Genomic DNA, 15,793 nt, shown 5'->3' on the forward strand with positions numbered 1-15,793 from the left:
TCTGTTGGATTGCTGGGCGTTTTTCTCTAATATTGTTTATTCAAAAACGACACAGTTCGAGGGAACGAAAAGGATGTTTTGGGACAGTTCGCGTCTATTAAGGCTGATTGGCTTTCTTTGCTTATTGTTAGCACAGCCACTTCACGCGACCATTTTATCTTCCGCTTTGCTCAATGAAGCTCAGCAATTGGCTGAGATCGAACCTTCACAAGCAAAACAAGCGGCCAAAAACTACCTTTTGCAACGCGAGCTGATTGAACGCCAAGAGAATGGCAGCCCTTCCGCGATGTCTCGTGAAGAGACCGACCGCAGTATCCGCACCCCGAGCAGCACGATTGAGGCGCACAAAATCATTGCACAAGCCGATTATGCAATGGGCAACATTCGCTCTGCCATCAACAACCTTGATGAAGCAGAACGTCTAGCCAAAGAATACCAATTGCCGTACATGAATCTGGATGTGCAACTAATGCGCAACCAAATGATTTGGATGTACGACAAAAACTACGCCGCAGCAGAACAAAAACTCGACCAGATCGAAAAGCAGATTGAAGAAGCAAATCCGGTTTTACAGCGTACCGACAGCGTTCGTTACCGCTTAGTGATGCAACGAGCCTTGCTCGCAGCAAACAGCGGTGACTCCGTAAACGCTGAGCGTTTGTATGCTAAAGCTAAAACCATGTTGGAAGACAATCGCTCAGATCTGACTCTGATTGACTACCACACAGCGGTAGGCGAATTTTACCTCAACAACAAGAAATACAACCTTGCGCTTTCAGAACTGCTTTACGGTTACTGGCAATCTATCGAGAGCGACAGTGGAGCCAGACTAGCGAAGGTAAACCGTCTATTAGCTCGACTATTCCAAGAGCGCCGCGTTTACGACAAAGCAATTGAATACCTCTCTCAGGCGGCGGACTTTTACGACAGTTACCCAAGCTCCCCAATTTTGGCTGACGTGCTAGAACAGATGGGCGATATCTACTTCTACCAAGGTAAGTTCAACCTCGCGCTGGTGCATTACTTCAATGTACTTGATCACGACAGCACCAGTAAGAATATCAACCGCATCATTAAAATACGTTTGAGCCTAGCTGCCACTTACCTTCAGCTTTACAACTATGCGTTAGCAGAGCAGTACCTAGACCGTTCCAAAGACTTATTGGAATACGCTGATTTACCTCAGCTAGAAGCCAAAGCTGCACTGCTTAAATCAGGTCTGGCATACCATCAAAATGACAGTAAAGATGTGATCGTCAATGCCAAGAGAGCGCTAGACCTGATAGAGAAAGCACCAGAAGATACGGGCTTCATTAAACAGCAAAGCTATCGCTTACTGGGTTTGGGGTATGAGCAAGCTGGCGAATACCAGTTATCCCTTCAAGCCTACAAAAAATACATCAGCCTAGTGCGCCTAGAGCAAAAGCAGCTTAACCAAATCAGTGAAGATGCCTTCCGCCAACAAAAAGAGTTTGCTGAGCAAAGCATCCACTATGTAGGTCAGGCAGACAAGCTAGCTCAAGTTGAAATGGAGCATCGTAAATTCCAAAAGATCTCGTTCGCACTGTTTATTACCGTTTTGGTGATGTTCTTATTCATCATGCGTCGTGGTGTTATCAACCAACGTCAAACAGCTGAGATTGAAAAGCTGCGTAATGATCTGTTCACTCACTCTCGCTCACGCCTGCGTAACTTACGTATGCTCAACGTCAAGCTATCGCGTTCATTGAAGAAGTCGAGCGACACATTCGAACAATGGCAAATGGGTGAACTTATCCACGAGCCGTTGAATGACCGCTTACGCTTTGTGATGATCGATTTGCCATTCTTGCGCAGCATGTACGTTCAACATGGTTACAAAGCTGGCTTAGAGTTAGAACGTGCATTTGGTGAGTTCCTAGCAGAACGCATTCAGAAGCCAACACGTTTGTACCATTTCTCAGATGCAAACTTGTTGTACATTGAGCCAAATGCCGATCGCGATGCCTCCGCAGAAGCCACCTTTGATAAATTCCAAGGCTGGGTGGACGAGTTCGCAGCACAGCACAACGTTAATCGTATCATTCGCATGGGCATCAGTGATTACCCATTCTTACCGCGTGCTTACACCGCGATTAACGATGAAGAACTGCTCGATCTACTGTTGCTTGCGACACACATAGCACGTGAAGTTAGTTTGAAAGATAAGCACAGTCATTGGGTATTCTTAAAGGCCATTGATAATGCACCTGCTGCGAGCTTTGCAACTGGTGACATAAGGACAGCTTGCCAACATGCCATCAATCAAGGGCTAATAAAGATTCATTCTTCGTACAAGAATGAGGACGACATCAAAAAAATATTAAAAAACGGATAATTAAACAACGGTTGAGCGTGATCAGTGATGACGCTATAAAGTTTTTTGTTATTATCAAATAATCGTCAGTAGTACATGGACTTAACCGTAGTCACTTCATGGGAATCTTGGAATCCGATATTCAGTCGCAGCTTCATCAGCTGAGTTGTCAACTTGACCAACTCAGGCTGACTCATCGTGATACTTCGCTCAAATTTCAACGTGAGCAGCAAGTTCTTAAGCGAGTTGTGGCATCATTGTCTTCTGCTTGTCAGGGTTCAAACTCTCAAGTATCCAACTACCTGCGCGAAATTCAGCAAGAGCTTGAACATCATAAAGATGTAAGTACGCTGATCCCTCGCTTAGCAGTGCTAGAAAGAATGCTCAAACAGCAATCTAAGACAATGGAAAAACAAAACGGTTATCTCGACGAACAAATCAAACACAGTGGTGAAACGCTTCAACGTATCACCGGCTTGCCTGCGCAATTAAAACGTGAATTGCGTAACCTGATGAGCTTCTCGGAAGTCCATGCTGGTAAGAAAGTCGATCAAGCCACTAAGCTACTGAGCATCTACGAGCGCGCACTCAAGATAATCACCTCTAATTCACGCCTTAACCTGGGCGAGCTAGAACACGGTCCTGATAAGTCACAACTGGAATGCCTTGCAAGCGATCTACAACACACCATCACGGAACTCGATTTTGAAGGTGAGTCTGGCGATCAACTGTTGGATATTCGCGCTAAGTTACTTTTAGGCGTCAATGCTGAATCTCTGATTGAATTAACGCTACACACATTAAAACTGGTCGTGGAAGCGACCAAGTACGAGCGTAAATCATCAGAACAGTTCCTAGAACAGTTGAACACGTCACTGTCTAGCAATCTCAAAACCGTTCATCAGAATGTTGACCAGCACCAAACTTACTTTGAGCATCGTCAAGAGCTGAACGCTGAGATGACCGCTTTGGTTGAACGCAGCCAAGAGTCTCTTGAGCAAGCTCAAGACTTAGACGAGTTAAAAGGCGAAGTTTCGCCACTGCTGGCCAAAATGGCATCACTGACTGAACGCTTGAGAATGACAGAAGAGCGTGAGCAAGCACTTCAAGAACGCCTAAGCTACAGCAAAAATCAATTGGAAGCAGTGTTCGAAACGACACAAGATTACCGTCGCCGCTTGGAAGACCAAGCTCAGCGTATGCTGCTTGATCCTCTTACAAAGGTCTACAACCGCACGGCTTTTAACGATCGTTTAGAGCTCGAATATCGTCGTTGGATTCGCTCACAGCAAAACTTGCGCGTGGTGCTGTTTGACGTGGATAACTTCAAAGCGGTTAATGATAGCTACGGTTACACAGCTGGTGACAAGGCGCTAAAAATCATTGCCCGCACGATGAACAAGCGGATTGCAGATACGGAAACCGTAGCGCGTTTTGGTGGTGAAGAGTTCATCTTGCTGATCCCGGAACAATCAGAAGAATACACGCTTGAATTGATGAAAAACATTCAACGTGACATCAGCAAATTACCATTCAAGTTCCGTGAACAAAACATCATGATCACCTTAACTGCGGTTTCTACATCATTTAAAGAAGCAGACAACCCAGAATACGTCCTCGACCGTCTTGGTAACATGCTAAAAGACGCCAAACAGCGTGGTAACAACCAAGTCAACTGGAACTAAAAAGCGTTCAAAAAACAATCAAACGAACACTTTTTACGTGCTGTTTTGTCATATTGCCTCAAATTTTCAACGAGTTATCACGTTTCTCCTCTTCCAGTCTGCTAAGCTGTTTAAACGCTATAAACAAAGTCTGCCAACCACTGAGTAAAACGACACGTATAAGCTAAGTAGGTGAGTTGGTTTCTTCCCTCAAAGAAAGCACTAGCAAGGAGGCCTTATGATTACCCATATAAGCCCCGCAGGTAGCATGGATTTGCTATCACAACTGGAAGTTGAACGTCTTAAGAAAACCGCATCAAGTGAGCTTTACCAGCTCTATCGCAATTGTACGCTCGCGGTCCTCAACTCTGGTAGCCATACCGACAACTCAAAAGAGCTGTTAGATAAATACCTATCGTTTGATGTGAACGTAGTTCGACGCGAACGCGGCATCAAGCTTGAGCTTGCCAACCCGCCAGAACATGCGTTCGTTGACGGAGAGATCATCAAGGGCATTCAAGAGCACTTATTCTCTGTTTTACGTGACATCGTGTACGTAAACATGCATTTGGCGGACAACCAACGTCTTAACCTCACCAATGCCACGCACATCACCAACCTTGTATTTGGCATCTTGCGTAATGCTGGTACGTTGACGCCCGGCATTGAGCCGAACCTTGTGGTTTGTTGGGGTGGTCACTCAATCAACGCGACAGAGTACCAATACACTCGCGAAGTGGGTAACGAGTTGGGTCTACGTGAACTGAACATCTGTACGGGCTGTGGTCCTGGTGCGATGGAAGGTCCAATGAAAGGCGCAGCGATTGGTCACGCCAAACAGCGTTATACCGAGCAGCGTTACCTTGGCTTGACAGAGCCTTCAATCATTGCGGCTGAGCCACCAAACCCAATCGTGAACGAGTTGGTGATCATGCCAGACATCGAGAAACGTCTCGAAGCCTTTGTTCGCATGGCGCACGGCATCGTTATCTTCCCTGGCGGTCCGGGTACCGCCGAAGAGTTGCTGTACATCTTGGGTATCATGATGCACCCAGAAAATGCCGACCAACCAATGCCTATCGTACTTACAGGTCCGAAAGAGAGTGAAGCCTACTTCCGCTCAATCGATGCCTTTATTGCCGATACATTGGGCGAAGAAGGTCAGAAGCACTACCAAATCGTGATCGATGATCCGGCAGAAGTTGCCCGTATTATGAAACGCTCAATGGACGAGGTTCGTCAGCATCGTAAAGAAAAAGGCGACGCGTACAGCTTTAACTGGTCGCTAAAAATTGAGCCAGAGTTCCAACTTCCGTTTGAACCAACTCATGATGCGATGGCAAGCCTAGATTTGCATTTGAACCAACAGCCTCAAGTTCTGGCTGCAAGCCTGCGCCAAGCCTTCTCAGGTATTGTTGCTGGTAACGTTAAAGCGGAAGGGATTCGAGAAATCGAACGCAAAGGTCCGTTTACCATCAATGGCGATCCAGTCTTGATGAAAAAACTCGACAAGCTGTTGAAAGACTTCGTAGAGCAGCACCGCATGAAACTGCCGGGTGGCACTGCGTATGAACCATGCTACCGTATTGCCCATCGAGAAAATGGTGGTCGATAGATAACTCAGCTTTGGTTACACTAGGGGCATTCCGCCCCTTTTTTATTGCTAAGTCATTATGTCTATTCATCTTGTTATCATTGATGCCCTAAACCTAATCCGCCGCGTGCACTCAGCACAACCCGATCCAACTGACATAGCAAGAACCATCACAACGACAGGCAGAACGCTGACTCGCATCCTATCTGAGGCACAACCTACGCACATCATCGCGGTATTCGATCACCACGAGCAAGACCGAGGTTGGCGCGCGGAAATCCTTCCAGACTACAAACAAAACCGCAAACCTATGCCAGAGCCCCTGATGCAAGGTTTAGACGCAATTCAACAAGCGTGGTGGGAGCAAGGCATCGACTCACTGCTATCTGAAGGTGATGAAGCGGATGACTTAGTTGCAACCCTCGCCACTAAAGTCGCAAGTCACGGAGAGAAAGTCACCATCGTTTCCACCGACAAAGGTTATTGCCAATTGTTGTCCCCAACTTTGCAAATCCGAGACTACTTCCAACATCGTTGGTTGGATGAGCCGTTCATCGAAAAAGAGTTTGGCGTGAAACCCACTCAGCTTGCCGACTACTGGGGTTTAACAGGGATTAGCTCAAGCCAAGTACCGGGTGTACCCGGTGTTGGTCCAAAAGCCGCTAAGGAAATTCTCACTCAGTTTGAGGACATTGAAGCGGCATACGCAAGTGAAGAGCTGGTACCGAAATATCGTAAGAAGCTGGATGAACACATTGAATCTGCACGTCTATGCAAACGCGTAGCGGCGTTGAAATGCGACATCGAGCTCGGCTTTAATCTGCAAGACATTCGCTTTACCGGACCAAATAAAGCCGAGTAAGTGCATCTCTTTTACGCTGCTAGTCTTGGGTTAGACAACACGTTTATAAAATCTGTTGTGTAACCCTTTACATTCACAGCAATGATATTTACCTCATCATTAACCTACAAGATACTGATTAGTTTATAAGCTAATTCACAGTCTTAGTGAGTAATTTCATTATTTTCAAATCTCCCAATAACGGAGAAAAATAATGAAAAACATCATCTTAGTATCTTTAGTCACGCTCCTATCCTTCCCTACTCTTGCTGAAACTTGCGGTCAACACCTTGATAAAGGTATGCCTTCAACCAACAGCGATCAGTTCCTCTGCCGAGATGGCTATGCGGTTGGGTACAACTACGACACCAAAAACGCAGACTGGGTTGCTTACCACATTACCGCTGAAAGCGTGAATATCACCAACAAACGCAGTAACTCCTTCAAAGAAGACACTGAAATGCCGGATTACGCGCGCTCTACCCTAGCGGACTACAAAGGCTCAGGTTACGACAGAGGACACCTTGCGCCATCAGCGACAATGGACTTCACCCGAGAGTCAATGAAGCAAAGCTTTTTGATGAGCAACATGTCGCCTCAACTTCCGGGGTTTAACCGAGTTGGTTGGCGCGTTCTAGAAGAACATGTTCGTGATCTCGCCAATGAATACAACGAACTTTATGTGGTGACTGGACCGATTTACCAAGGCAACGAAGGAACAATCGGTAATGGTGTGGTGATCCCGAGCGCGTTTTACAAAGTCATTCTTGATCCAAGCTTTGATGAAGCCATTGCGTTCATTGTCCCGCATCGTGATGTTTCAAGCTCTGAGTTAGCTAACTTTATTACCACCATTGACGAAGTTGAACGTCAAACTGGATTAGACTTTTTTGCTCAAACGCCAGATAGCATCGAAGACAACATGGAATCAGTAAAATGGGAAGAGATGTGGCCTACCAGCAACTAAGTAATGGTCATGGTTCTTAAACCGCAATAAAAAAGCGCCTGCATTAGGCGCTTTTTTGAAAATGTTCAACCACATAGAAACGATAGCTTAGTGTGGTGAGATATTAGATAAACATTGAATGTGAATCGTGATCTCTTCGCGGTCATGGTATAGGTGCTTTGCTTGCAGCTTGAATTTCACCTTGTTCTCAATCAGGAACATTTTTAGGTTTTCAAGATCTTGCAGCACTTCATCGTAACGACCTTTCATTGGAAGCTTAAGGTTGAAAATCGCTTCTTTCGCCCAACCTTTTAGCAGCCATTGCCCCATAAGGTGCGCAACGCGTGCTGGCTTCTCAACCATGTCACATACAATCCAAGTAACGTTCTTACGGTCTGGTTCAAATTTAAAGCCATCTACCATGTGGTGTTTAATTTGACCCGTTTCCATTAGGCTATCCGCCATCATGCCGTTATCCACACAGTGAACGAACATCGAACGTTTCACCAATTGGTAAGTCCAACCGCCCGGACAAGCACCTAGGTCAACACCCCACATGCCAGGAGCCAAACGCTCATCCCATTCCTCACGCGGAATGAAGACATGGAATGCTTCTTCTAATTTCAACGTAGAGCGGCTTGGTGCATCTGCAGGGAACTTAAGGCGAGGAATACCCATGAAGAACTGCGAGTTGTTACCTGGGTATGAGTAACCCACGTAACAATGACCCGGAGCCACAAAGCAAATATGCAGTACTGGCTTCTTCGCGTTGTCTTTGTTCCACATCAGACCTTTACCACGCATCGCCTGACGCATTGGTACCGTGAACTTGCGGCAAAACTTCAATAACTCTTTCGCTTCGTTAGTATCGGGAGTTTCAATACGCAGATCGCCACAACGTGGGAATGCTTCGATTTCAGACAATTCAGCAAGAATTGGGCTGATACGGTCATCGCTTGGTAGCGCTTCAAACTCGGCAGCCACAGCAAATATCTGACGTGCAAAAATCAGTGCGCTAAAGTCTAAGCCTTTTGCTAGCTTATCTGCGTCTCCATCTTGGTAACATTCGAAGACAACATAACCTGAGTTTTTCTTCACACGAGGGAAGCCATACACTTCCAATTGTGTTGCTTTGTCCTGAATTTCACCAGCACACTCTTTCTCAAAGCCAGAACGGCAATAGAGCATTAGTTGTTTCACTTGGAGACCTCTTTGATATTAAACGCAGCAAAAAAGAACAGACACCAACCGCTCATGAACAAGAATCCTCCCATAGGAGTAATTGGTCCAAACCACTTAATGCCCGTCAGCGCCAGCGCGTAAAGACTGCCGCTAAAACAAAAGATGCCGATGATAAAGCAAATCGCCGCGATGAAAAAATACTTTTGTGCTTTTTGTCCCAAATTGAGCAACAGCAAAATCGCACAAAATGCGATAGCCAAAGTATGGATGAACTGATACAAAACGCCGGTTTCAAAGACGCCCAGTAAATAAGGCGATAACTTTGCTTTCAAACCATGTGCAGCAAATGCACCTAGCGCCACTGATGTTAAGCCAGAAAGACCAGTAAACGAGAGTAACCACTTACTTTTCACAGGACACCTCTTTAATAAATGTCGCTAACTGCTCCACTGTTGAAGCAATGTTACCTGCCTCTGTATAGCCAGAGCTCTTACGTGGCTTAAAGCTGTGGTCACCGTCTGGCAGAAAGCTCACTGTGACCTGCTCTGATAATGCAAAGCCTTCGAACTCTTCGCGCTTGCCGAATGTATCGCGCTCACCTTGCAAAATTAAAGTTGGCTTTTCGATACTCGCTAAATGCTCGCCTTTGTATTTCTCTGGTTTACCGGGAGGATGAAAAGGAAAACCTAAACAGGCAACACCCGCCACCAACGCATTATCGGCAAGTAAGCTCGACATACGCCCACCCATCGACTTACCGCCAATCACAATAGGTTGAGAAGTAAAGTGAGCGATCACTTCTTCATAAGCTTCAAGAAGTTTTGGGGCACGATCTGGCGGACGCTTCTTGCCATCTTCCGCTCGCTTAACCATATAGGGGAAGTTAAAACGCACCACGCGTATACCCTGCTCAACTAATCCTTTGGCGACGGCAGTCATGAAATCGTGTTCCATGCCTGCCCCTGCGCCGTGAGCAAAAATAAACAGCGGTCCGTTTCCAGGTCCCTCAGCTATCCAATGGCTCATCCAATACTTCCTCTTGTTCTTTTCTTGCAGTTGCTAGCATCCAGTCCCTAAACGTCGCGATACGTCCCATATCCGCTTGCTGTTCGTGACACACCACATAGAAGGCATTCTTCGACACCAATACCTCATCAAATGGCGCGATTAAGCGTCCCGCTTCCATTTCAGGTTTGGCTAGCACGTTGTTACCTAGAGCGACACCTTGCCCGTGCGCAGCAGCTTGAAGCACCATGGTCGAGTGGCTGAAAATAGGACCATGGTTCACATTGATGCCTTCGATATTCTGCTGGCGAGCGAACTGCTTCCAATCTTTACGAGAGGTATCATGTAACAAGGTGTGTAATTTAAGGTCACTTAGAGATTCTAATGGTTTGTTACCTAAAAGTAACGAAGGTGAACAAAGTGGGATCAAAAACTCTTGGTAGAGTTTATCGGCACGCAAACCAGGCCAGTTACCACGACCATAATAGATAGCCACATCAACATCATCAGTCAGTGAACCTTCGTCCATATCAACCGCTTTAATACGCACATCGATGTCCGGTTCTTGGGCATTAAAATCCGCCAAGCGAGGTACCAGCCATTGGATTGCAAAACTTGGTGGCAAACTGATGGTCAACGCACCTTTTTCACTACGTTCCAATACCTTATCGGTCGCTTCTGCAATCGAAGTGAAAATATCTTTGATGTCCAGAAAGTAACTTTGCCCCTCTTCCGTTAGCAACAAAGAGCGGTTGCGACGACGGAAAAGCTTCAAAGATAAGAACTCTTCTAACGCTTTAATTTGGTGGCTCACTGCCGCTTGAGTAACAAACAACTCTTCAGCAGCACGGGTAAAACTGAGATGGCGGGCAGCCGCTTCAAAAACGCGAAGTGAATTCAACGGAGGCAATCTGCGAGACATTATGGGACCTCAAGTAGGATTAGTTTTTTTTATCTGAAACATTATAAAATGTCCGTTGCCGAACAGCCAGATAAATTCTATATTTCATCCCGCAACACGAGCCTGAACGGCTTGACTCCTTTTGTGAATCAATTGGCTTCGTTGTTGCGATGTTGTGTTTGCAAACTCGTATTTCGAGTTAGGTAGATTTCTACCATATGTTTTGTCCACACTCCCTGTGACAAAACAGATACTTCCTGTATTTATTTTGACCTGTCTGTCAAATTTCTTGCACCGCCTTATTAGGCGGTGTTTTTTTATCTAAAAAATCCCACTGTCCCTCTTCTTCAGAAATTGGTATCAACATCACCTTTTCATCCTGATTTCGGATTAATTATCGTTATATCAATACAAATCCCGAAGCGTGCGATTGAGCTCAATCTTATCACTTCATTAGGGAAAATTTTGCGCGTGCTAAAACGAAAAAAGCGCAAACTGATTTCTCAATTTGCGCTTTTGTGATTGTCAGCATTACAACGCGATTATGGGCGGTAAACCTTCACGTTGTTGAAACCTTGCTCTTGCAAGTAAAGTGCTTGCAGACGGCTCATCACACCACGGTCACAGTACAGTAGGTATGTCTTAGCTTGGTCTAGATCACCAAACTGAGTACCCAGTTTGTAGAATGGAATATGTTTAACATCAACACCATCGATTTCTAGTGGGTTATCGTCTTCCTCTTCAGGGCTACGGATATCCAATACGATTGCGTTTTCTTCTACTGCTTGTACTTGCTCAACTTCTGGTGCTGCTTCCTGTGACTCTTTTGCGATATCACGGATGTCCATCATACGAGCTTCTTGAACCACTTGCTCAAGGATGCTGAAGTCGAATTTCTCTTCTTCTGCTTCTAGCTTGCCTTTCACCGCTTTAACAGTAGGCTTCTTAGAGATAACACCACAGTATTCTGGCATCGTCTTCGCAAAGTCTTCTGTGCCGATTTCACGCGCTAGGTTGATGATGTCTTCTTTATCCCAGTTGATCAGCGGACGCAGAATCAGAGTATCTGTTACGTTATCGATATGGCGTAGGTTAGTCAGCGTCTGGCTCGATACCTGACCCAGCGCTTCACCTGTTACCAATGCTTCGATCTTCATCTTCTGAGCGATCATACCTGCTGCACGCATGAACATACGCTTCAGGATCACGCCCATTTGGCCGTCATCAACTTTCTCTAGGATTTCTGCAACTACAGGCTCGAAATCAACTGAGATGAAACGTACTTTTGCTGAAGAGCCGTATTTATTCCATAGGTAGTGAGAAACCTGCTTAACGCCGATTTCATGTGCTGGACCACCTAGGTTAAAGAAACAGTAATGTACTTTTGAACCACGTTTGATATGTAGGTAGCTTGAAACACCAGAGTCGAAACCACCCGAGATCAGGCTTAGTACGTCTTCTTGTGTACCTAGCGGGAAACCACCTAGGCCTTTGTGACGTGCTAACACTTGGTTTAGCTTGTCGTTAGTCACTTCAACGTTGATCGTTACGTCCGGCTTACTTAGCTTAACTCGAGCGCTTTCTACCGCTTGGTTAAGACCGCCACCTACGTAACGCTCTAACTCAATAGAAGTAAAATCGTGTTTACCACGACGCTTAGCGCGCACTACGAAAGTCTTGCCTTCGATAAGTGAACCGCTTAGATCCAACACTTGCTCGTAGATGTCATGCAAGTCTTTGAATTCAGTTTGTTTTACTTCAAGAATATGATGAATACCTGGCGTGTGCGTCAGGATTTCTAAAACTTCAGCGTGGAACTCGTCACTCTCAGAGGTCACTTCAATGTGATCACGACGGTTGAATACCGCGACAGACTCCGTACGGCTCTTAACGATGTTACGAATGTTGCACTCTAAAATCTTTGTGAAGCGCTTACGCACAGATTCACTTTTTACAAAAATTTCTGGATGGGGCTTTACAATAAATTTCATAGTCTAGTTCGCAGGTTAGTTTCGCAATCAACAATGAGTGATACTCCACCTCGATGCTTCATACGCAGCAAAAGTGCGTTTTGGTCATAAAAGGTAGCCTGAGCTCACTTCAAAGGCGCAAGATTATACACCTAAGCGAAATGGAATGACAAAAAAAGCGAGCTAACGCTCGCTTTTAGTATAAGAACAAATATCCGCTTATTGAATTACGGGTACTTCTTCACTGTAAAGTGGCTCACCTTGCATGATGCTGATTTCAACACGGCGGTTAAGTGCGCGGTTTGCATCGGAATCGTTTGGCGCTAATGGCTCAGTATCAGCCATGCCTCGCACTCGTAAGCGTTGGTGCGAGAAGCCTCTTACTTTCTCCATCTCTTGGGCAACCGATACAGCTCGTTGCGAAGACAAGTCCCAGTTAGAACGATACAGCTCAGAATCCAGCGGTTGGTTGTCCGTATATCCAGACACTCGAACAATACCCGGTACGTCTTTCACCAGTTCGGCAATCTGGCGTACTAGTGGTCTGAATTTCGGCTGTAAGAACGCCGATCCTTCAGGAAACGCGCCTTTCTCTCGCATTCGAATCACAATTTGCTGACCGAGGTTTTCTACTTCAATCGCGCCTTGCTCAATCTCTCGCTCCAACGCTTTCTTGATGCTTTCCATCAAGGTTTCCATCTCTTGCGACGTTTGTTCAGACTGCTGTTGTTGCATGTCTGCTTCTGCCGATTGATTGTTTTGCGTTGAAGTTTCTGGTGATTGTCCCCCCGTCAGCTTACCTTGGTCACGTTTAGTACCACCTGCTCGGTCAGATTCCCCTTCATGGAATTCCAACGTCTGCTGAGTGATGTCCATGGTTTGCTGCATGATGACATCAATTGGCGTCGGCTCAGGGCGACCCGGTCGAAATTCCTGAGCGATGATGCTGGTACCTTTTGGGATGTCCTTCACTTCAAGTTGGTTTTGTACACCAAAAGCGAACTTCATCGAGCCCGCAATTTGTTTGAACTTCAATACGTCCATTTCCGAAAACGAAAGCAGCAGTACGAAGAAACACATCAGCAGTGACATCAAGTCAGCGAATGTCCCCATCCACAGCGGGAGACCGGGTGGCGGACAATCACATTTGTTATCTTCATCCATCAGATGACCTCCGGATTACTCGTCTATCTCGAGAGCGCGTTTACCCTCGTTGAGGTAGTTCTTCAAGTAACTATCGATAACACGAGGGTTTTGACCATCTTGGATCGCCAAAACACCATCCATAATCAAACGACGGTTTAACGTTTCTTGATCGCGACGTAATGAAAGCTTGTCTGCAATTGGGAAAAACACCATGTTAGAAAGCACCGCACCGTATAGTGTGGTCAAAAGCGCTACCGCCATCGCAGGACCGATCGCTTTTGGGTCATCCATGTTTGAAAGCATGGCCACCAGACCAACCAGTGTACCGATCATCCCCATCGCAGGGGCTACGTCACCAAATGCACGAAACACGCCTGTACCTTGCGTATGGCGCTCATCGGTAAGTGCAATGTCTTTCTGTAGTGCCGCACGTACAACGTCGGCATCATGTCCATCAACCAGTAAATCGATGCCTTTCTGCATAAAGCTGTTGTTGATTTCCATCTCTTCAAGAGCGAGGAAACCACCTTTACGTGCCGCGTCTGCCATTTCAACAATCTTAGCGATCAGATCTTCTGGCTCATCGGCTTTAAACATGAACGCTTTACCTGCGATCTTTGTCGCACCGAAGAACTGCCCCATGGTGAACTTCATCAACACAACAAATGCAGAGCCACCAACTACGATTAGGATTGAGGTAACGTCTACGAACATACCGATGCTGCCGCCTAGCACCATCGCCATGATGACGAATGCAAAACCACCGATCAAACCTATTAGGGTTGCTAAATCCACAAAGCACTCCTCTCGCTATACTTAAATATTGCCTAGTCAGGCGAATTATTACTTGTATCGACAACTAGAACAGTTTTTTTAGAAAAATCTTGGTCAATACGTCACAAAAAGATCGTTTAGCTCCGAAGTCTATGATCAATATCGTCTTATCAGACCTGTCTAACGCTAATTTTGTGACAATTATATAAGGTTAAATTTGACCAACTTAGTAGGCTAAGGTAACTTGCGTGCATTCTATTAGAGGCTCTATTAAGGCAGATAAAAGATGGCGGTCAAGAAACCAGAAAATATGACCTTCGAAGCAACAATTGAAGAGCTAGATAGCTTAGTTGATCAATTAGAGAATGGCGATCTTGCCCTTGATGATGCCCTACGTAAATTTGAACGTGGCATTGCACTGGCTCGTGCTGGTCAAACAAAACTGAGCGACGCCGAACAGCGCGTAAGCATTCTTCTTAGCGAAGATGATGAAGCACCACTGAGTGACTTCACCCCTGAGTCAGAATAATAATCAGTAGTGAGCAATGTGATGCAAGAGACATTGACGTCTTATCAACAACGAAACAACCAACAACTCAATCTGTGGCTTGAGCAATTGCCTCACCAAGAACAGCCGCTGATTCAAGCGATGAAATATGGTCTGCTGCTTGGCGGAAAACGTGTTCGTCCTTTCCTTGTTTACATCACTGGTCAAATGCTAGGTTGTAAGCCAGAAGATCTCGACACGCCAGCGTCTGCTATTGAGTGTATTCACGCCTACTCTCTGATTCACGATGATCTACCTGCAATGGACGACGATGCGCTGCGTCGCGGTCAACCGACTTGCCACATTAAGTTTGATGAAGCCACAGCAATCTTGACTGGTGATGCTCTACAAACATTGGCATTCACGATTCTTGCTGAAGGTAAACTGAATCCGAACGCGGAAAGCCAGCGTATAAAGATGGTACAAGCACTAGCGCAAGCTTCTGGTGCAAGTGGCATGTGTCTTGGTCAAGCGTTAGATTTAGGTGCAGAGAATCGTCGAGTTTCTCTCGCAGATTTGGAAGAAATTCATCGCAATAAAACTGGTGCACTGATTAACTGTGCGGTCAAACTTGGTGCGTTAGCCGCAGGCGAAAAAGGCCTGGAAGTATTGCCACACCTAGAACGCTACTCAAAAGCGATCGGTCTGGCGTTTCAGGTTCAAGACGATATTCTTGATATCATTAGTGACACAGAAACACTGGGTAAGCCTCAAGGCTCAGACCAAGAGCTGAACAAGAGCACTTATCCATCTCTACTGGGTTTGGAGGGAGCAATGGAGAAAGCTCACACTCTGTTACAGGAAGCACTTCAAGCATTGGAAGCAATCCCATACAATACTCAGTTACTCGAAGAGTTCGCCCGATATGTCATCGAGCGCAAGAACTAA

14 protein-coding genes are annotated in these 15,793 nt (G+C 45.8%); 7 read left to right on the forward strand and 7 right to left on the reverse strand.

From position 1 onward, the window contains the following. Positions 1–73 precede the first annotated feature (73 nt). From ABMY42_RS11265 to ABMY42_RS11285, 5 genes are all read left to right on the forward strand, one after another. Positions 74–2,356 carry a hypothetical protein gene (locus ABMY42_RS11265; RefSeq protein ID WP_017188442.1) on the forward strand — a complete coding sequence of 761 codons (2,283 nt, stop codon included), beginning with the start codon at positions 74–76 and terminating at the stop codon, positions 2,354–2,356. A 98-nt stretch (positions 2,357–2,454) separates the two neighbouring features. Next, the gene (locus ABMY42_RS11270) at positions 2,455–4,020 is read left to right on the forward strand and encodes a GGDEF domain-containing protein (RefSeq protein WP_349266296.1); all 1,566 of its coding nucleotides are present in this window, start codon (positions 2,455–2,457) and stop codon (positions 4,018–4,020) included. Between the two features lie 217 nt (positions 4,021–4,237). Continuing rightward, a complete protein-coding gene (gene ppnN / locus ABMY42_RS11275; protein ID WP_005447570.1) occupies positions 4,238–5,614 on the forward strand; it encodes a nucleotide 5'-monophosphate nucleosidase PpnN in 1,377 nt (458 codons plus the stop codon). A gap of 58 nt (positions 5,615–5,672) precedes the next feature. Next, on the forward strand, positions 5,673–6,455 hold the full coding sequence (gene xni, locus ABMY42_RS11280) for a flap endonuclease Xni (RefSeq protein ID WP_005447572.1): 783 nt from the start codon (positions 5,673–5,675) through the stop codon (positions 6,453–6,455). Between the two features lie 193 nt (positions 6,456–6,648). Further along, on the forward strand, positions 6,649–7,401 hold the full coding sequence (locus ABMY42_RS11285; RefSeq protein WP_009697728.1) for a DNA/RNA non-specific endonuclease: 753 nt from the start codon (positions 6,649–6,651) through the stop codon (positions 7,399–7,401). A gap of 87 nt (positions 7,402–7,488) precedes the next feature. Here the strand turns inward: ABMY42_RS11285 and rlmM are convergent, their stop codons facing one another. From rlmM to pomA, 7 genes are all read right to left on the reverse strand, one after another. Continuing rightward, on the reverse strand, positions 7,489–8,580 hold the full coding sequence (gene rlmM, locus ABMY42_RS11290; RefSeq protein ID WP_349266297.1) for a 23S rRNA (cytidine(2498)-2'-O)-methyltransferase RlmM: 1,092 nt from the start codon (positions 8,578–8,580) through the stop codon (positions 7,489–7,491). After that, positions 8,577–8,975, reverse strand: a complete 399-nt coding sequence (locus ABMY42_RS11295) for a DUF423 domain-containing protein (RefSeq protein ID WP_349266298.1) — start codon at positions 8,973–8,975, stop codon at positions 8,577–8,579. Before ABMY42_RS11295 ends, rlmM begins: the two co-directional genes overlap by 4 nt. After that, the gene (locus ABMY42_RS11300) at positions 8,965–9,588 is read right to left on the reverse strand and encodes an alpha/beta fold hydrolase (RefSeq protein WP_050932904.1); all 624 of its coding nucleotides are present in this window, start codon (positions 9,586–9,588) and stop codon (positions 8,965–8,967) included. Before ABMY42_RS11300 ends, ABMY42_RS11295 begins: the two co-directional genes overlap by 11 nt. Beyond that, positions 9,569–10,489: a transcriptional regulator GcvA gene (locus ABMY42_RS11305; RefSeq protein ID WP_005447583.1), complete on the reverse strand. Its 921-nt coding sequence runs from the start codon at positions 10,487–10,489 to the stop codon at positions 9,569–9,571. Before ABMY42_RS11305 ends, ABMY42_RS11300 begins: the two co-directional genes overlap by 20 nt. Before the next feature lie 521 nt (positions 10,490–11,010). Beyond that, positions 11,011–12,459: a tRNA uracil 4-sulfurtransferase ThiI gene (gene thiI / locus ABMY42_RS11310; RefSeq protein WP_349266299.1), complete on the reverse strand. Its 1,449-nt coding sequence runs from the start codon at positions 12,457–12,459 to the stop codon at positions 11,011–11,013. 198 nt (positions 12,460–12,657) lie between these two features. Then, positions 12,658–13,602: a flagellar motor protein MotB gene (locus ABMY42_RS11315; RefSeq protein WP_349266300.1), complete on the reverse strand. Its 945-nt coding sequence runs from the start codon at positions 13,600–13,602 to the stop codon at positions 12,658–12,660. Positions 13,603–13,617: 15 nt separating this feature from the next. Next, positions 13,618–14,379, reverse strand: a complete 762-nt coding sequence (gene pomA / locus ABMY42_RS11320; RefSeq protein ID WP_005427558.1) for a flagellar motor protein PomA — start codon at positions 14,377–14,379, stop codon at positions 13,618–13,620. Between the two features lie 265 nt (positions 14,380–14,644). Between pomA and xseB the strand changes: the two genes are divergently transcribed. Together xseB and ispA are read left to right on the forward strand one after the other, a co-directional pair. Beyond that, on the forward strand, positions 14,645–14,887 hold the full coding sequence (gene xseB / locus ABMY42_RS11325; protein WP_038898518.1) for an exodeoxyribonuclease VII small subunit: 243 nt from the start codon (positions 14,645–14,647) through the stop codon (positions 14,885–14,887). 21 nt (positions 14,888–14,908) lie between these two features. Continuing rightward, positions 14,909–15,793 (forward strand): (2E,6E)-farnesyl diphosphate synthase, encoded by an 885-nt coding sequence (ispA, locus tag ABMY42_RS11330; protein ID WP_005447589.1) that lies wholly within the window; start codon positions 14,909–14,911, stop codon positions 15,791–15,793.

It is taken from the genome of Vibrio sp. SSH13-20 (genome assembly GCF_040104475.1).
Taxonomy (GTDB): Bacteria; Pseudomonadota; Gammaproteobacteria; order Enterobacterales; family Vibrionaceae; genus Vibrio; species Vibrio harveyi.